This is a genomic window from Burkholderia sp. LA-2-3-30-S1-D2 (assembly GCF_001523915.2).
Classification (GTDB): domain Bacteria; phylum Pseudomonadota; class Gammaproteobacteria; order Burkholderiales; family Burkholderiaceae; genus Burkholderia; species Burkholderia diffusa.
Genome location: NZ_CP013383.1, coordinates 2,275,298 through 2,291,696 on the forward strand (window position 1 = coordinate 2,275,298; position 16,399 = coordinate 2,291,696).

Consider the following 16,399-nt stretch of genomic DNA (forward strand, 5'->3'; position numbering starts at 1 on the left):
TCATGCCCACCGGCCGCACATTCGCTTCACCGCACACCACAACAATCGATCATGGAGACAATCATGAAAAAGCTCGTCATCGCCGTCGCGCTTGCGCTGACGGCAGGCGCCGCCGCCGCGAAAGACCCGGCCGTCCTGCGCCTCGGCGTCGATCCCAGCTACGCGCCGTTCGAATCGCTCGCACCGGACGGCAAGCTCGTCGGCTTCGACATCGATCTCGGCAACGCGATCTGCGAACGGATGAAGGTGCGCTGCGTGTGGGTCGAGAACGCCTTCGACGGGATGATCCCCGCGCTGAAGGCGCGCAAGTTCGACGGCGTGCTGTCGTCGATGAGCGTGACCGAGAAGCGCCTCGCGCAGATCGCGTTCACCGACAAGATCAACAACGTGCCGCCGCGCCTCGTCGCGCGACGCGGCTCGAACCTGCAACCGACGGCCGGGTCGCTGGCCGGCAAGAGCGTCGGCGTCGAGCAGGGGTCGACGCAGGAAACCTATGCGCGCACGTACTGGGAACCGAAGGGCGTCATCGTGCGCACGTACCAGACGCAGGATCTCGTCTATCAGGATTTGATTGCGGGCCGCCTCGACGCGTCGCTGCAATCGTCGGTGCAGGCCGATCTCGGCTTCCTGAAGACGGCGAAGGGAGCGAACTTCGAATTCGCGGGGCCGCCATTGCACGATCCGAAGACGCTCGGCGTCGGCTCCGCGATCGGCGTGCGCAAGGATGACGACGCGCTGCGCACGCAGATCAACCAGGCGCTCGCGAGCCTGATTCAGGACGGCACGTATCAGCGAATCGCGAAGAAGTATTTCTCGTTCGATATCTACAACTGACGGATGCGAGCGGCTGCGGCCGCCCGCCGATGCGAAGGGGCGTCGCGCGCGAGCGCGATGCCCCGTTCCTGCTTTCAGCAACCGGTCCGCGAAGTTCTTTTTGACCAGCCGCCTGTGCAATTGCGCCGCTCGATCGTCTGACGACCACCGCGCGATCGACATGTGGCGCGAACGATGCCCCGCGATGACCGCAACGGACGACGGCGAACGCACGACGGCCGTGCCCAGCGCATCCCGCCCGCTCGCGATCGCCAGCGGCGAGTGCGCGTCGCTTCGCGGCGGCGATGCGTGCCTCGGCCGTCGGCACGCCGTTCACCACGGCAACGTATCCGCCCTCCACCGCCGCCCTTCTGTCGCATTCGTCCAGATTCGTGTCGCGTGCAGATAAAACCTCCGCGCCGCGCCTGCCGTTAACCCGTTCGCAACCCTGGCGCCCCGCATTTCGACGCGGCGCGCCGTCGTCGTTCGTGATCCGGAATCCACATCCGCCGTCGGCCGCCCGTCGGGCCGCCGGCAAGGGAACGTCATGCGAAAACTCACCATCCGCGGCGGGCTCGTCGCGACCATCGCCGGCTATACGGCGCTGCTCGTGCTGGTCGTCGGCGCGTGCATCGCCGCACTCTACGCGGGCAACGGCTCGCTCGAAGCGATGTACCGCGACGACACCGCGTCGCTGCTGCACCTGAAAACCAGCTCGGAGCGCATGCTCGTGCTGCGCGAACGCGTGAGCGACGTCGCGCAGATCATCAGCGCCGGCCAGCCCGCGAAGGCGGAAATCGCGCAGCTCCACACGCTCCTCAAGCAGAGCGACGACGAACTGGACGCGTACACGCGCCTGCACACGCGCGACGCCGACGAGCAAACGCTGTTCGACACACTGCGCAATCGCCGTCGCACGCTGCTCGACCAGGTGTTCCTGAAGGCGATGTCGCAACTCGATCACGACAACGCATTCGACTTCCTCGACACGCACCGCACCGCGCCGCCGGCACTCTTCACCGCCTACCAGGAAGCGATCGACGCGCTCGAATCGTTTCAGGTCGCCCGCCAGAAGGCGCGCTACGACGCGGCCGGCGAGCGCTTCCACCGGATCGTGTGGGCCATGGTGGCGGTCGCGCTGTTCGCGCTGATCGTCGGCTTCCTGGCGCAGCGCGTGCTCGCGAAAGCGATCATCACGCCGATCCATCTCGCCGTCGCGCATTTCGACAGGATTTCGAAAGGCGACCTGACCGGCACGGTCGTCATTCCCGGCGAAAACGAAATGGCGTATTTGCTGAATGCATTGAAGCGGATGCAGGACGGCCTCGTCGAAACCGTGAATCAGGTGCGCTCGAGCACGGAGACGATCGTCGGCGACGTCCGCACGATCGCGAGCGGCAACGTCGACCTGTCCGCGCGCACGGAGCAGCAGGCCGTGTCGCTGCAGCAGGCGGCGGCGAGCGTGGAACAGCTGACGGCGACCGTGCGGCAGAACGCGGACAACGCGCGCGATGCGCGCACTTACGCGCAAGGCGCGGCCGGCATCGCATCGAAAGGCGGCGACGCGATGCAGCGCGTCGTCGAAACGATGTCGGCGATCTCGCACAGCTCCACGCGGATCTCCGGCATCGTCGGCGTGATCGAAAGCATCGCATTCCAGACGAACATCCTTGCGTTGAATGCCGCGGTCGAAGCGGCACGCGCGGGCGAACAGGGGCGTGGCTTCGCCGTGGTGGCAACCGAGGTGCGCGGGCTCGCGCAGCGCTGCGCGTCGGCGGCGAAGGAGATTCGCGAACTCATCGGCCACTCGGCGCAGCGCGTCGAAGACGGCAGCGGCCTCGTCGCACTCGCCGGCTCGGCGATGAACGATCTCGTCGCCGCGGTCGAGCGCGTGAATGCGATCATGGGCGAAACGAGCATCGCATTCGACGAGCAATCCGCCGGCATCGAGCAGGTGAATGCCGCGGTCATCCAGATGGAGCAGACCATGCAGCGCAATGCCGCGCTGGTGGAAGAAGCAGCCGCCGCGGCGCTGTCGCTCGAGGATCAGAGCGCACGACTGAGCGATGCCGTCGCGCAATTCCGTCTTCGAGATGTGGCGGCGGCGTGATGTGACCGGCCCGACCGGTGTCGGGCCTGCCGGCGCGGCACGACACCCGAGCCGCGGCCCGGTGTCGTTGCCGGCAAAATCTGGATCGCCCGGCGGGCCGCTCGCGCCTAGGCCGCCCGTGCCAGCAGGTCCATCGCGAAGGACTTCGCGTGCGCGACGGCCTCCTGCGCGTCGGGGAATACGCCGAGCTGCTCCCAGCGCTCTTCGGCCGCGTAGGTTCCTTTCACGGCGAGCGCCCGCTGAACGCGCAGATGGGCTGCGAACCCGCCGTCTTCCAGCGGGCGCGCCGTCGCGACGACCTTGTGCGGGGGACTGGCTCTCTCCGGCTGATGCCACTCGACAGGACCGTCCGGCACGCCGGCAATCGTCAACTCGTTCCTGGCCTTGCAGTCCGGGCAGTAGAAACACCACCCCGCTTCTTCGCGACTGGGCTTGACCTGACCGCGAGCCAGCACGGCGCGGCATTCAACGTTTTCGCAGATGAACGGCATAGCAGTCTCCGGAGTTGTTTGACGGAAATCCTAGCATGTCCGTCGGCGGCGAAACCAGAAAAAAACCCGGCCCGAACCGGGCCGACCTCGCCGTCATTGCACCGCGCAAACCACTGCCGCCACGGCGGCGTTCAGTAGCGACTGCGCCCCCACAGCGTCTTCGGCTCATCGAGCAGGTGCCGCAACCCGCTGCGCGCGATCATCGTCTCCGCGACCGTCGTCACGCGCTCGAGAATCTCGTTCTCGTCGACCGACAACACGCGGCGATCCTCCATCAGCACGCGTCCTCCGACCATCGTCATGCACACGTCGGCCGCATTCGCGAAACACGTCACGCGATACACGGGCATGTTCATCGGCATCATGTGCGGGCGGAACAGATCGACGAGGATGACGTCGGCGAGTTTGCCGGCTTCGAGCGAACCGATTTCGCGATCGAGCGACAGCGCCTTCGCCGCGTCGATCGTCACCATCTCCAGCACCTTGCCGTGCGGCAGCACGTCCGGGTCGCGGAAGTGGCGGCGATGGTAGTGCATGCACTGCCACATGTGTCGGAACATGTCGTAACCGCGATCTGGCGCCGCGCCGTCGGACGCGATCGCGACGGTCACCCCCGCATCGATCAGCTCGGGCACCGGGCAGCGGCCGATGATCGACATGATCGCGCTCGGATTGTGGACGATCGCGGTGCCGGTTTCGACGCACGCCGCGATGTCGTCGTCGGTCAGGTCGATGCTGTGCGACATGAACGACGTCGGGCCGAGCAGCCCGAGTTCGCGATGCGCGAACGCGAGCGTGCCCGCGCGATGCCCGTCCTGCGTGAACGTCAGGCCGCGTGCGCGCGCCAGCGCGCCGTAGCGCGCCGCCTGGTCGCGGAAGTCGCGCTCGTACCGCGCGACTTCGGGGTCGTGCTCGGGACCGTACACCGGCAGCGTGAGCGCGATCCGGATCCGGCCGCCGGCATCGCCATGGCATGCGTCGACGATGCGCTCGCACACGTCGTACATCGTGTCGAAATCGACGTCGCGCGTCTCGCTGCCGTCCGGCCCGTGGCGCGTGTACGCGCGCGGCGCGGGTGGGCGCGACGGGCCAACCGCCACGATCGAGCGCGTGCCGGTGCGCACGACCGCATCGCAATGGCGCCGCGCGTAGACGGGATCGTCGACGCGCATGATCGAGTTGCCGCCGCCGAGCAGCGACACGCCCGTCGTCACGCCGGCCTTCAGCCGTTCGAGCGCCGCGAGGTGTGATTCGGTTTCCCAGAACGCCTCGTCCGACGCGCGCGTATAGATCGTCTCGGCCGCGGCCGACCACGCATCGCCGTCCGCGCCGCCGATCGTGCGCAGCATCGCGTGGCCGGCGTGCGCATGCGAATCGATCAGGCCCGGCAGCACGGCCTTGCGGCGCGCGTCGATCGTGCGCGCGGCACGGAAACGCGCCTGCAACCCGGTGGTGTCGCCAACGGCGACGATGCGATCGCCCTTCACGGCAACCGCGCCGTTCTCAATCACGCGCCGCTGCGGGTCCATCGTGATCACGCAGCCGTTCGCGATCAGCGTATCGATTGCTTCGCGCCGGTCGTCGGCTTTGTCCTCGGTCGTCATCGCCTGGTGTCCTGTTGGAATGCGAAATGGTTAGGGGGCCGCCGAACGGAAAAACCGCCGGGCGGCTGCCCGGCGGCTCGACGGCGGCATGTCGATCGTGACGTCATGCGGAGCGGACGGGTGCCGCCACTCGCGCCTTCAGCTTGCGCTGCGCCGCGCTGATCGCGATGAACACGACGGCGTTCACGGCGAGCGCGACCAGCCCGGGGTTGATCGACGTCAACGTGCTCGATGCGCCGGGGAACAGCGAGGCGAGCGTCACGCCGTAGTAGTTCGTCATCGCGATCACGATCGCACCGGCGACGATCCCGGCGAATGCCCCTTCCCGCGTGCCGAACGGCCGCTTCAGGAAGCTCGACGCGAGCATCGGCACGAGCTGGGTGAGCAGGCTCGACGAGAAGATCGCGAGCGTGACGAAGGTGGCACCGCCGCGCAGCACGAAGTAGACGACGACCAGCGTGAAGATCGGCAGCGCGATTCGCGCGACGCTCGTCACCTCGCGATCGGTCGCATTCGGCGCGAAGCCATCGCGGTAGATGTTGCGCGCGATCGTCGTCGATGCGTTCAGCATGATCAGCGAGCCCGGCACCAGCGCGGTCAGCAGGCCCGTGCCGCCGACGATGCCGACGAACCACGCGGGGAACGTCTGCTTCACGAGGCGCAGCAGCGCGAGGTCGGTCTGCGCGCCTTCGAGCCCGTGCACGGTCATCACGGCCGCGAAGCCGACGAGGAACAGGAACGCGATCAGCACCTGGTACAGCGGCATCAGGATCACGTTGCGGCGCAGCGCGCGTTCGTCCTTCGCGACGTAGATCGCGGTGAAGCCGTGCGGATACAGGTAATAGCCGAGCGACGTGAGCAGGATCGTCGAGTTGTACCAGCTCAGGTTGAAGCCGTGCTCGGGCATGCGCAGCAGTTCGGGATGCGCAGCGTCGATCTTCGCGAACATCTCGCCGAGGCCGCCGTAATAGTGCATCGGCAGGTACAGGCCGAGGAAGATCGCGATCGCGAGGATCAGCACGTCCTTGAAGATCGCGATGCTCGCGGAGCCGTGAATGCCCGACACGACCATGTAGACCGCCATCAACGACGCGGCGATCCAGATCGCGGCCGATTGCGGAATCAGCCCGTACGACATCTCCGACACGATCACGCCGAGGCCACGCAGCTGGATCATCAGGAGCGACACCATGGCGAACACGGCCACCACCGATACCAGCACGCCGATCGCGCGGCTGTCGTACTTCGACGCGAAGTAATCGGCGAACGACACGAGCCCGCGCTCCTTCGCGTAGCGCCACACCGCGGGCAGCATCCAGTAGCCGATCACGAACGCGAGGCAGCCGTACGACAGGATGTAGAACGCAGGCACGCCCTTGCTGTAGGTCCAGCCGCTCGCGCCGAGGAACGAGAACGTCGAGAACGCCTCGCCGGCCATCAGCAGGAACGTGAGCAGCGAGCCGAAGCCGCGCCCGCCGACCGCCCACTGTTCGAGCGTGAGCTTGCGGCCGCGCCGTGCCATCACGCCGATCGCGAGCGCGAACACGGCGAACGCCGCGATGATGAGGATCGATGCGTTCATCGCGCGTCTCCCGTGCGGCCGTCGCGGGCCTGATGGCCCTCGCCGCGCTCGTCGAGGTGGAACAGGATCGCGAGGATCGCGGCGGTCGCCGCCATCCAGATCAGGTTCCATACGAGCAGGAACGGCAGGCCGAACAGCAGCGGCCGCACCTCGGCGATCGAGCCGCCGCTGTACATCCCGACGAACGGCAACGCCGCCAGCAACAGTTTGAATTTCATCTATGTCTCCTCCGGAAGACGCGCGAACGCGTCAGGGCATCAGAACTTCTGGCGGATGCCGACCACCGCCGCCACCTGCGACGTCGTCGACGACGGGCCGTCGGTGCCGTCGATCCACGCATGGCCCACACCCGACGACGCCTTCTGGTAGAAGCCGTTCACGTACACGTCGGTGCGCTTGGACAGCAGGTACTGAACGCCGGCCGACACCTGCTGGTAGTGACCGTCGTCCCCGCCGCGCGCGACCTTCGTATACGTGTAGCCGGCCGCGGCCATCAACGCGGGCGTGATCAGGTAGCGCACGCTGCCTTCGTAATTGCTGAAACGCAGCGCGCCGCCCGTCGCCTGGCCGAAGTTCGAGCCCGTGTACAGCAGCCCGAGCGTCGCCTGCCCGATCGCATAGCTGCCGCCCGCGCCCCAGATCTGCTGGCGCACCGCGTTCGACAGGCCGGCGCCGAACACCGACGCCGAGCCCGGGTAGTAGTTGTCGGACGCGACGGCGCCCGTCGCGCTGGCCGCCGGATGGTTCACGCGCGCATAGGCGGCACCCGCGTTCAGCGGCCCGTTCGCATACGTGACGCCCGCGCTCCACGTGTTGTCGTTCGAGAAGCCCGTCGAGTTCGAAAACCCGACCATCAAATTCGCCTGCAGGCCCGCGATCGTCGGCGACACGTACTTGACCGCGTTGTTGGTGCGGAACGTGTTGTTGATGTCGTCGTTATCGAACGGATGCGTCGAGTACTGCGCGAGGAAACTGCTCATCTGCAGCGAACCGAGGATGTCCTGCGTCGAGTTGTACTGGCGACCGAGCGTCACCGCACCCCAGCTCGCGCCGCTCAGGCCGACCCATGCCGAGCGGCCGAACATCCGGCCGCCCTGCCCGAGCGCGCCGTTCGCGACGTTGAAGCCGTTCTCGAGCCGGAAGTTCGCCTTCAGGCCGCCGCCGAGATCCTCGGTGCCGATCAAGCCCCAGCGCGGGCCCGATTCGTTGCCGCCCGTGAACTGCCACAGCGCATGGCCCTTCGCGTTGTTCGTGTAGGTCACGCCGGCGTCGACGATCCCGTACAGCGTCACCGTCGACTGCGCATGCGCGGCGCCGGCGAACATCATCGCAATGGCCGCGCTCATGCACGCGACGCCCGTCTTCCTGCCCATCGTTCGCACCATCTCCGTCTTCTCCTCTCCAAACCGTCTTGTCGATGTTGTGTTGTGTTTTCTCGATGCTGGCCATACGCGCCGGTCGGCTTGTATGGACAGTGGCTGGATGGTATCCAGCCGCAATCGCATCAAGAAATGAAATGTTCAACTGGCCGGCAGTTGAAAATCGAATGGAGACGGACGAAGCGGAGGTGGGCGGGAAAAGCGCGCGACTGCAAGCAAACAGAAAGCATCGAGGCCCGCGTGACGTGGCGCACTTTGCTCAGACGTGAATGGCACGTGCAAGCTGACGAAACGGCGACGCGTGATGCGGCTATGCGGCGGCTACGCGGTTTTCCCGGATAGCCCGTGCATCGGCCGCCGCAATGCGGCATCGAACGGGTTCGTGCGCGGGCCGATCGCGTCGGCCTGGCGCCGCAGCAGTTCGACGACCATCGGCATCCGGTCGTCACCGAGGCGCGACGCCAGCGTGCCGACGCTCAGCGCACCGACCGGATAACCGGTGCGGTCGAGGATCGGCACCGCGACGCCGGCCATCCCGTCGAGCACGCCGCTGTTGCGCCCTGCATAGCCGAGCTGGCGCACGCGTTCGATCTCGGTGCGCAGGTACACCTCGTCGAGCACGCCGTAGCCGCGAATGCGCGGCACGTTGAAGCGGATCACTTCCTCGCGCTCGGCTTCCGGCAGGAACGCGAGGATCGCGAGGCTGCCCTGCCCGACGCCGAGCGCGATGCGCCCGCCGATGTCGCCGGTAAACGAGCGGATCGGGAACGGCCCTTCGCACAGATCGAGACACACGGCGTCGAAGCCGCTCTTCACGAGCAGGAAGATCGTCTCGCCGAGACTCGCGCACAGCCGCAGCAGCGCGGGCCGGCACAGCGTACGCATGCTGCTCGGGTTGCCGGCCAGCGCGGCGAGCGCGAAGAAGTCGACGCTCAACCGGTACAGCTTCGACTGCTCGTCCTGTTCGACCATCCCCTCCGCGATCAGCGATTGCAGGATCCGGTGCGCCGTGCCTTGCGTGAGGCCGACGGCCTTCGCGAGGTGCGTGACGCGCACGCCGTCCTGCTGCATGCCGGCCAGCGCGCGCAGGATCGCGAACGCGCGCTGCAGCATGCCGGTGCCCGGCGCGCCGGCCGCATCGGCAGCATCGGCGGCATCGGCAGCGGCGTCCTCGTCCGGGGACGGCATGCGTGCGGCACGCGACGTTCCGCGCGAATGCGGTTCCTGCATGCGAGTTCTCCTCGATGATTTCATTGAACGGAATATGCCAGACGCCATTGTCGTGCCGCCGAAATGCGTCGGGCATCCGGGTGTGCACGGGATTGACGTGCGCTTTTCACCGCCTGGCCAGCCTTCATTCAACGGAACGATTTTTCTTCCATGCTCAAAAGTATTCCGCCAGTCGGAATTTCTCAGAAATTCATCCCGCTGAGCAGAATTCGAAATTGACGCTCGACAATATGGCTGGCTAGAGTCCGCGTCAATGACGCACCGGCCATCCGGTGTGCGAACCCGGAGCTCCCCATGTCGTTTCTCACGCTTACGGATCTGACGAAATCGTTCGGCGAACTCACCGCCGTCGCCGACGTCAACCTGTCGGTCGAACAAGGCGAATTCGTGTCGCTGCTCGGGCCGTCGGGCTGCGGCAAGACCACGACGCTGCAGATGATCGCCGGCTTCGTCGACGTCACGCGCGGCCGCATCGCGCTCGACGGTCAGGACATCACGCACATGAAGCCGAACCGCCGCGGGCTCGGCATCGTGTTCCAGAGCTATGCGCTGTTTCCGCACATGAGCGTCGCGGAAAACGTCGGCTTCGGCCTCGACATGCGCGGCGTCGACAAGGCGGAACGCGCCGAGCGCATCCGCGCGGCGCTCGCGCTCGTGCGTCTCGATGCGCTCGCGCACCGCTTTCCGCGCGAACTGTCCGGCGGCCAGCGGCAGCGTGTCGCGATCGCGCGTGCGGTCGTGATCGAACCGCCGGTGCTGCTGCTCGACGAGCCGATGTCGAACCTCGACGCGAAGCTGCGCGAAGAGATGCAGTTCGAACTGCGCGCCATCCAGCGCAAGATCGGCACGACGACGATCATGGTCACGCACGATCAATCGGAAGCGCTGTCGATCAGCGATCGCGTGGTCGTGATGGAAGCCGGCCGCATCACGCAGACCGATACGCCGTACCGCGCGTACGAGCGCCCGGAGAACCACTTCGTGTCGCAGTTCATCGGCAAGGCGAACCTGCTGCCCGGCACCATCGTCGCGAACGACGGCGACGCGATCCGCATCGACCTCGGCCACGATCTCGCGGAGACGGGCCGCACCGCGCACCTGCCGGCGCGCGAGCGCGACGTGCGCATCGGCGACGCCGTGTCGGTGTGCATCCGCCCTGAAAAACTGCGACTGTGCGCGCCGGGCGCGGGCCGTTTCGCCGCGACGGTCACGAGCCGCTTCTTCCTCGGCAGCCAGTGGCTGTACCGCGTCGACAGCGCGCTCGGAGAAGTGCTCGTGTGTTGCCAGAACGAAGGCGCGGAGCCGCTCTCGGAAGGTGCGCCGGTCGGCGTCGACTGGCACAGCGACGCGGTGCGCGTGATGCGGCGGGAGGCCTGAATGGGACAGCCTGCCCGACCGCTCCCGACCGACGGCACGCCGGCCGCGCTCGCGCAATCGGCCGGAGCCGCTGCTTCGGTCGATACGGCGCCGCTCCGCGCCACCGGTGGCCGCACGCTGCGTGCGTCATGGCGCGCCCATGCGCCCCTGTGGCTGATGTGCGCGCCCGCGTTCCTGCTCTTCGCCGCGCTCGTGCTCGTGCCGCTCGCGATGACCTTCGCGCTCACGTTCTACCGCTACGATCCGGCCACGGGCCCGATTGCTGCGTTCCAGTTCGGCAACTACGCGGAGGTGCTCGGCTCGTCGTACTTCCACACGATCTTCGCGCGCACGTTCGGCATCGCCGCGCTGACCACCGCGATCTGCGTCGCGATCGGCACGCCCGAAGCGTACGTGCTGTCGAAAATGCGCGACCCGTGGCGCTCGCTGTTCCTGCTCGCGATCCTCGCGCCGCTGCTCGTGTCGGTCGTCGTGCGCGCGTTCGGCTGGAGCATGCTGCTCAACACGAGCGGGCTCGTGAACCAGGCGCTCGGGCTCGTCGGTCTCGGGCCGTACAAGCTCGAATACACGACGTTCGCGATCGTGATCGCGCTGGTGCACGTGATGCTGCCGTTCATGGTGATCCCCGTGTGGACCGCGCTGCAGCGGCTCGATCCGCAGACCGAGCACGCGGCGCTGTCGCTCGGCGCGTCGCCGTTCACGACGCTGCGCCGCATCGTGGTGCCGCAGCTGATGCCGGGCGTGCTGTCCGGCAGCCTGATGGTGTTCGGGCTGTCGGCGAGCGCGTTCGCGATTCCGGGCCTGCTCGGCGGACGCCGGTTGAAGGTCGCCGCGACCGCCGTCTACGACGAATTCCTCGGCTCGCTGAACTGGCCGCTCGGCGCGACGATCGCGGTGCTGCTGCTGGTCGCGAACCTCGTCGTGATGCTCACTTACTACCGCGTGCTCGAACGCCGCTATGCGCGCAGCCTCGGAGGCGCTTCCCGATGAGAAAGAACGGCCCGTTCGCCCTGGCGTTCCACACGCTCGTGATCCTGTTCGTGCTCGCGCCGCTCGTGATCGTCGTGCTCGTCGCGTTCACGCCCGACGAAACACTGACGCTGCCGACGCACGGCCTGTCGCTGCGCTGGTTCCGCGCGATCCTCGACTATCCGGACTTCGTCACCGCATTTGCCAACAGCGTGAAGCTCGCGTTCGCGTCGGCGACGCTGTCGCTCGCGATCGCGTTGCCCGCCGGGCTCGCGATCGGCCGTGCGGCATTTCCCGGCCGCGCGTTCCTGAACGGCCTGCTGCTGTCGCCGCTCGTGATCCCCGGCCTCGTGCTCGGCATCGCGCTGCTGCGGTTCTTCGCGCTGATCGGCGCGACCGGCTCGTTCGCGTGGCTGGTGCTCGCGCACATGATTGTCATCACGCCGTTCGTGATGCGGCTCGTGCTCGCATCCGTCACCGGCCTCGATCGCAGCATCGAACAGGCCGCGTGCTCGCTCGGCGCCGATCCGTGGACGACGTTCCGCCGCATCACGCTGCCGATGATCGTGCCCGGCATCACCGGCGGCTGGCTGCTCGCGTTCATCAACAGCTTCGATGAACTGACGATGTCGATCTTCGTCACGTCGCCGCAGACGGTCACGCTGCCGGTGCGCATGTACATGTACGCGACCGAATCGATCGACCCGATGATGGCGTCGGTGTCGGCGCTCGTCATCTTCATCACCGCCGGCGCGATGCTGCTGCTCGATCGCGTGTACGGCCTGAACCGCATCCTGATCGGCCAACACTGATGACGACTTCCGTTTCCCGTTCCACCGGCATCGCGGACGACGGCGCGCAGTTCGTGCGCATCGCCGAACGCGAGCGCGACGCCGTCGCGTTCACGCTCGACGGCCGACCCGCGCACGCGCTCGCCGGCGACACCGTGCTTACCGCGATCCTCGTCGCGCAGCGCCGTGTGCGCGTGAGCGAGTTCAGCGGCAAGCCGCGCGCGGGCTTCTGCCTGATCGGCGCGTGCCAGGACTGCTGGGTGCGCACCGAGGCCGGCGCACGCGTGCGCGCATGCTCGACGCCGATCGTCGACGGCATGCGGATTCTCACCGGCGCGCAGCCCGCCGCAGCCGGAGATGCATCATGAACGACGCATTGCGACCGGTGATCGTCGGCGCGGGACCGGCCGGCGTGCGCGCGGCCGAGGCGCTGGTCGACGCGGGGCTGCGCCCCGTCGTGATCGACGAGAACGCGCGTTGGGGCGGACAGATCTATCGTCAACCGCCGGCCGACGGTGCGTTCGCGCGCGGCAAGCGCGTACTGTACGGCTTCGAGGCCGCGAAGGCCAATGCCGTGCACCGGACCATGGCCGCGCTGCTGCCGCACGTCGATTACCGGCCGAACACGCTCGCATGGGCGTGCGGCGCGGGCCGCGTCGACGCGCTCCAGGACGGCCGCGAGACGACCGTGCCGTTCTCGCACCTGATCGTCGCGAGCGGTGCGACCGATCGCATGCTGCCGGTGCCGGGGTGGACGCTCGCCGGCGTCTACACGCTCGGCGGCGCACAGGTCGCGCTGAAGGCACAGGGCTGCGCGATCGGCAGCCGCATCGTGTTCGCGGGCACGGGACCATTGCTGTACCTCGTCGCCTACCAGTACGCGAAGGCCGGCGCGCAGGTCGCGGCGGTGCTCGACACGAGCCCGCTGCGCCAGCAGGCGGCGGCCGCTCCCGCGCTGCTGCGCATGCCGTCCACGTTCGCGAAGGGGCTCTACTACCTCGGCTGGCTGCGCGCGCACGGCGTCGCGATCGAAACGGGCGTCACGCTCGAGCGCGTGCTCGGCGAGCGGCATGTGACGGGACTCGCTTGGCGCGCGGCCGGCGGTGACGCGCCGCCGCGGCTGCTCGACTGCGATGCGCTCGGCCTCGGCTTCGGGCTGCGTTCGGAAACGCAGCTTGCGGATCTCGCCGGCTGCCGGTTCCGTTTCGATCCGCTCAACCACGCATGGCTGCCAGAACGCGACGCGGCCGGCCGCACGTCGGTGCACGGCATCTACGTCGCGGGCGACGGTGCCGGCATCGCAGGCGCCGACGCGGCCGAGGCGTCCGGGCGACGCGCGGCACTGGCGCTACTCGACGATGCGGGCATCGAGACGCCGTCGCCCGCGCGTTCCGGCAAACCCGACGCGGCGATGCTGGAACGCACGCTCGCCCGGCTCGGCACGTTCCGCGCGGGCCTCGAAGCAGCGTTCGCGCCGCCCGCCGCACTCGCCGCGCGCTGCCCGGACGACACGATCGTGTGCCGCTGTGAGGAAATCGACGCGGGTACGCTGCGACGCTGCATTCGCGGCGGCGAAGCGACCGAGCTGAATCGGTTGAAGGCGCTGACACGCGCCGGGATGGGCCGCTGCCAGGGCCGCATGTGCGGCGACGCGACCGCACTCGTGCTCGCCGCGGAAACCGGCCGCTCGCTCGCGGACGTCGGTCGGTTGCGCGCGCAACCGCCGGTGAAGCCGTTTCCGATCTCCGCCGCGCTCGCGGGCGACGATGTCGCGGCGATTCCCGACGAGGCGCGCGATGAATGAACTTCGCCACTACGACGTCGCGATCGTCGGCGGCGGGCTCGTCGGTGCATCGGCCGCGCTGGTACTGACGCGGCGCGGCTTGCGCGTCGCCCTGTTCGAGCGCCGCGACTGTGGCGCACAGGCGAGCGGCGTGAACTACGGCGGCGTGCGCTGCCAGGGCCGCCCGGCCGAACAGCTGCCGCTCGCGCTGCGCGCACGCCGCATCTGGGATCGCCTGCCGGAGCTGATCGGCATCGACGGCGAGTTCGTCGTGTCGGGCCATTTGCGCCTCGCGCGCAGCGACGCCGATCTCGATGCACTCGACGCCTATGCGGCGCTCGCCGGCGAGCACGGCCTGCCGCTGCAGGTGCTGCGCGGCGATGCGTTCCGTCGCCGCTATCCGTGGCTCGGCCGCGCGGCGGTCGGCGGCTCGCTGTGCGCGACCGACGGACACGCGAACCCGCGCGTCGTGTCGCCCGCGTTCGCGCGTGCTGCCCGCGCGGCAGGCGCCGACGTATTCGAGCACGCGCCGGTCGACGATGTCCGGTACGACGGCACGCGCTTTCACGTTCATGCGGGCGACCGCGCACGCACCGCAACGTGGCTGATCAATTCGGCCGGCGCTTGGGCGAACACGATCGCAGAGCGCTTCGGCGAAGCCGTGCCGATGGAGCCGATCTATCCGAACATGTGGGTGACCGAACCGCTGCCGCCGTTCATCACGCACAACCTCGGCGTGTACGGCGGCGGCGTGTACGCGCGGCAGGTCGCGCGCGGCAACTGCGTGATCGGCGGCGGGCGCGGCAGCGGCGACGGCGAGTTCGGCCAGCCGTCGGTCGATACGACACGCTCGGTGATGCGCGATGCGTGCGCGCTGCTGCCCGCCTTGCGCGACGCGCTGCTGATCCGCACGTGGAGCGGCGTCGAAGGCTGCACGCCAGACCACAACCCGATCATCGGCGCGAGCCGCACCACGCCGAACCTGCTGCATGCGTTCGGCTTTTCCGGCGGCGGTTTCCTGCTCGCGCCGGGCGTCGGCGAGGTGCTCGCCGATCTCGTCACGACCGGCGAAACCGCCACGCCACTCGATGCATTCTCGATCGGCCGCTTCGCACCGCGAACCATGCCGACCGCCCCTTTCCGTCAAGAGGAGACCCAACGATGAAACTGCTCGGAACGATCGCGGCGGCTGCCGCCCTCTGCATCGCAGGCGCCGGCGCGCCCGCGTTCGCGCAAACGAAGACGATCTACGTCGGCATGAACGGCGGGCCGATGGAAAAGGCCTACACGAGCCAGGTGCTGCCCGACTTCGAGAAGGCGAATAACGTGAAGGTCGTCGTGGTACCCGGCACGTCATCGGACGTGCTCGCGAAGCTGCTCGCGAACCGCAACAAGCCGCAGATCCACGTCGCCTTCCTCGACGACGGCGTGATGGCACGCGCGGTCAGCCTCGGCGTGTGCCAGAAGCTCGACGATTCGCCGGTGCTGAAGGAGCTGTACCCGTTCGCGCGGATGAAGGATGACGTCGGCGCGGGCGTGCAGCTCGGGATGACCGGCATCGCGTACAACAAGAAACTGTTCGCGGAAAAAGGCTGGGCGCCGCCGACGTCGTGGATGGATTTCGCCGATCCGAAATACAAGGGCAAGGTCGTGTTCCAGTCGGCGTCGAGCAGTACGTTCGGGCTGCACGGATTTCTCGCGATCAACCGGCTGCTCGGCGGCAACGAACAGAACGTCGAGCCCGGCTTCAGCAAGTGGGCGAGCACGGTCGGGCCGAACGTCGTCGAGTACATCCCGAACTCGGCGAAGATCTCCGAGATGGTGCAGACCGGCGAGGCCGGCCTGTTCCCGCTGACGCCGACCGGCGTCGGCGACCTGCAGGACAAGGGCATTCCGGTCGCGTATGCGACCCCGAAGGAAGGCCCGGTGCTGCTGCTCGTCGACCTGTGCGTGGTCGCGAACAACCCGGATCCGCAACTGGCCCAGAAGCTCGCGCAGTTCCTGCTGTCCGCGCCGGCGCAGACGAAGGCGGCCGAGGCCGGCAAGCAGATCCCGACCAACCGTCTCGCGAAGATGCCCGCCGCGATGCAGCAAAGCCTCGGCAACGTCGACGATCTGGTGCGCAAGGTGACGGTGGTCGACTGGACGGCGATCAACGCGCGCCGCGCGCAGTGGGACACGCGCTGGAACCGGCAGATCGAGCGTTAACAGGCGTCGGCGCGCGCGGGCACGGCCGTGCGCGCCGCGACCATCATTTGCGGGAGTGATGA

The 16,399-nt window shown here is 68.0% G+C and carries 15 protein-coding genes; 9 read left to right on the forward strand and 6 right to left on the reverse strand.

Going from position 1 to position 16,399, the window contains the following annotated elements; genetic code table 11:
* The first annotated feature begins 63 nt into the window (after positions 1-63).
* Both WS66_RS10420 and WS66_RS10430 read left to right on the forward strand, forming a co-directional pair.
* The gene (locus tag WS66_RS10420; RefSeq protein ID WP_059601335.1) at positions 64-834 is read left to right on the forward strand and encodes an ABC transporter substrate-binding protein; all 771 of its coding nucleotides are present in this window, start codon (positions 64-66) and stop codon (positions 832-834) included.
* Between the two features lie 526 nt (positions 835-1,360).
* Positions 1,361-2,923, forward strand: a complete 1,563-nt coding sequence (locus WS66_RS10430; RefSeq protein ID WP_059601330.1) for a methyl-accepting chemotaxis protein — start codon at positions 1,361-1,363, stop codon at positions 2,921-2,923.
* Positions 2,924-3,030: 107 nt separating this feature from the next.
* Here the strand turns inward: WS66_RS10430 and WS66_RS10435 are convergent, their stop codons facing one another.
* The 6 genes from WS66_RS10435 to WS66_RS10460 all read right to left on the reverse strand — a co-directional run bounded on the left by WS66_RS10435 (position 3,031) and on the right by WS66_RS10460 (position 9,209).
* Positions 3,031-3,414 carry a hypothetical protein gene (locus WS66_RS10435; protein ID WP_059601327.1) on the reverse strand — a complete coding sequence of 128 codons (384 nt, stop codon included), beginning with the start codon at positions 3,412-3,414 and terminating at the stop codon, positions 3,031-3,033.
* 131 nt (positions 3,415-3,545) lie between these two features.
* Entirely contained in the window at positions 3,546-5,018 is a 1,473-nt protein-coding gene (locus WS66_RS10440; protein WP_059601325.1) for an amidohydrolase family protein, read from the reverse strand.
* Between the two features lie 103 nt (positions 5,019-5,121).
* Entirely contained in the window at positions 5,122-6,600 is a 1,479-nt protein-coding gene (locus WS66_RS10445; protein WP_059601323.1) for a sodium:solute symporter family protein, read from the reverse strand.
* Positions 6,597-6,818: a DUF3311 domain-containing protein gene (locus WS66_RS10450; RefSeq protein ID WP_059601320.1), complete on the reverse strand. Its 222-nt coding sequence runs from the start codon at positions 6,816-6,818 to the stop codon at positions 6,597-6,599. The genes WS66_RS10445 and WS66_RS10450 overlap by 4 nt, the downstream gene beginning before the upstream one ends.
* A 39-nt stretch (positions 6,819-6,857) precedes the next feature.
* A complete protein-coding gene (locus WS66_RS10455) occupies positions 6,858-7,973 on the reverse strand; it encodes a porin (protein WP_059601819.1) in 1,116 nt (371 codons plus the stop codon).
* Between the two features lie 327 nt (positions 7,974-8,300).
* Positions 8,301-9,209 carry an IclR family transcriptional regulator gene (locus WS66_RS10460; protein ID WP_059601318.1) on the reverse strand — a complete coding sequence of 303 codons (909 nt, stop codon included), beginning with the start codon at positions 9,207-9,209 and terminating at the stop codon, positions 8,301-8,303.
* 294 nt (positions 9,210-9,503) lie between these two features.
* Between WS66_RS10460 and WS66_RS10470 the strand changes: the two genes are divergently transcribed.
* From WS66_RS10470 to WS66_RS10500, 7 genes are read left to right on the forward strand one after another with little or no spacing between them, the layout of a single operon-like run.
* Entirely contained in the window at positions 9,504-10,586 is a 1,083-nt protein-coding gene (locus WS66_RS10470; RefSeq protein WP_059601316.1) for an ABC transporter ATP-binding protein, read from the forward strand.
* Complete coding sequence (locus tag WS66_RS10475; protein ID WP_059601314.1) at positions 10,587-11,576, forward strand: ABC transporter permease; 990 nt, start codon at positions 10,587-10,589, stop codon at positions 11,574-11,576.
* Positions 11,573-12,367, forward strand: coding sequence for an ABC transporter permease (locus WS66_RS10480; RefSeq protein WP_059601312.1), 795 nt, complete (start codon positions 11,573-11,575; stop codon positions 12,365-12,367). Before WS66_RS10475 ends, WS66_RS10480 begins: the two co-directional genes overlap by 4 nt.
* Positions 12,367-12,714 (forward strand): (2Fe-2S)-binding protein, encoded by a 348-nt coding sequence (locus WS66_RS10485; protein WP_059601310.1) that lies wholly within the window; start codon positions 12,367-12,369, stop codon positions 12,712-12,714. Before WS66_RS10480 ends, WS66_RS10485 begins: the two co-directional genes overlap by 1 nt.
* Positions 12,711-14,150, forward strand: coding sequence for an FAD/NAD(P)-dependent oxidoreductase (locus WS66_RS10490; RefSeq protein ID WP_059601308.1), 1,440 nt, complete (start codon positions 12,711-12,713; stop codon positions 14,148-14,150). Before WS66_RS10485 ends, WS66_RS10490 begins: the two co-directional genes overlap by 4 nt.
* On the forward strand, positions 14,143-15,294 hold the full coding sequence (locus WS66_RS10495) for an NAD(P)/FAD-dependent oxidoreductase (RefSeq protein WP_059601306.1): 1,152 nt from the start codon (positions 14,143-14,145) through the stop codon (positions 15,292-15,294). The genes WS66_RS10490 and WS66_RS10495 overlap by 8 nt, the downstream gene beginning before the upstream one ends.
* Positions 15,291-16,337 carry an ABC transporter substrate-binding protein gene (locus WS66_RS10500; protein ID WP_059601304.1) on the forward strand — a complete coding sequence of 349 codons (1,047 nt, stop codon included), beginning with the start codon at positions 15,291-15,293 and terminating at the stop codon, positions 16,335-16,337. The genes WS66_RS10495 and WS66_RS10500 overlap by 4 nt, the downstream gene beginning before the upstream one ends.
* Positions 16,338-16,399 lie beyond the last annotated feature (62 nt).

What these genes read in the sequence shown, in the direction of transcription:
- WS66_RS10470 (WP_059601316.1), top strand. Translation starts at nt 9,504, where the DNA reads ATGTCGTTTCTCACGCTTACGGATCTGACGAAATCGTTCGGCGAACTC.
- WS66_RS10485 (WP_059601310.1), top strand. Translation starts at nt 12,367, where the DNA reads ATGACGACTTCCGTTTCCCGTTCCACCGGCATCGCGGACGACGGCGCG.
- WS66_RS10455 (WP_059601819.1), bottom strand. Translation starts at nt 7,973, where the DNA reads ATGGGCAGGAAGACGGGCGTCGCGTGCATGAGCGCGGCCATTGCGATG.
- WS66_RS10495 (WP_059601306.1), top strand. Translation starts at nt 14,143, where the DNA reads ATGAATGAACTTCGCCACTACGACGTCGCGATCGTCGGCGGCGGGCTC.
- WS66_RS10480 (WP_059601312.1), top strand. Translation starts at nt 11,573, where the DNA reads ATGAGAAAGAACGGCCCGTTCGCCCTGGCGTTCCACACGCTCGTGATC.
- WS66_RS10475 (WP_059601314.1), top strand. Translation starts at nt 10,587, where the DNA reads ATGGGACAGCCTGCCCGACCGCTCCCGACCGACGGCACGCCGGCCGCG.
- WS66_RS10445 (WP_059601323.1), bottom strand. Translation starts at nt 6,600, where the DNA reads ATGAACGCATCGATCCTCATCATCGCGGCGTTCGCCGTGTTCGCGCTC.
- WS66_RS10500 (WP_059601304.1), top strand. Translation starts at nt 15,291, where the DNA reads ATGAAACTGCTCGGAACGATCGCGGCGGCTGCCGCCCTCTGCATCGCA.
- WS66_RS10440 (WP_059601325.1), bottom strand. Translation starts at nt 5,018, where the DNA reads ATGACGACCGAGGACAAAGCCGACGACCGGCGCGAAGCAATCGATACG.
- WS66_RS10430 (WP_059601330.1), top strand. Translation starts at nt 1,361, where the DNA reads ATGCGAAAACTCACCATCCGCGGCGGGCTCGTCGCGACCATCGCCGGC.
- WS66_RS10460 (WP_059601318.1), bottom strand. Translation starts at nt 9,209, where the DNA reads ATGCAGGAACCGCATTCGCGCGGAACGTCGCGTGCCGCACGCATGCCG.
- WS66_RS10420 (WP_059601335.1), top strand. Translation starts at nt 64, where the DNA reads ATGAAAAAGCTCGTCATCGCCGTCGCGCTTGCGCTGACGGCAGGCGCC.
- WS66_RS10490 (WP_059601308.1), top strand. Translation starts at nt 12,711, where the DNA reads ATGAACGACGCATTGCGACCGGTGATCGTCGGCGCGGGACCGGCCGGC.
- WS66_RS10450 (WP_059601320.1), bottom strand. Translation starts at nt 6,818, where the DNA reads ATGAAATTCAAACTGTTGCTGGCGGCGTTGCCGTTCGTCGGGATGTAC.
- WS66_RS10435 (WP_059601327.1), bottom strand. Translation starts at nt 3,414, where the DNA reads ATGCCGTTCATCTGCGAAAACGTTGAATGCCGCGCCGTGCTGGCTCGC.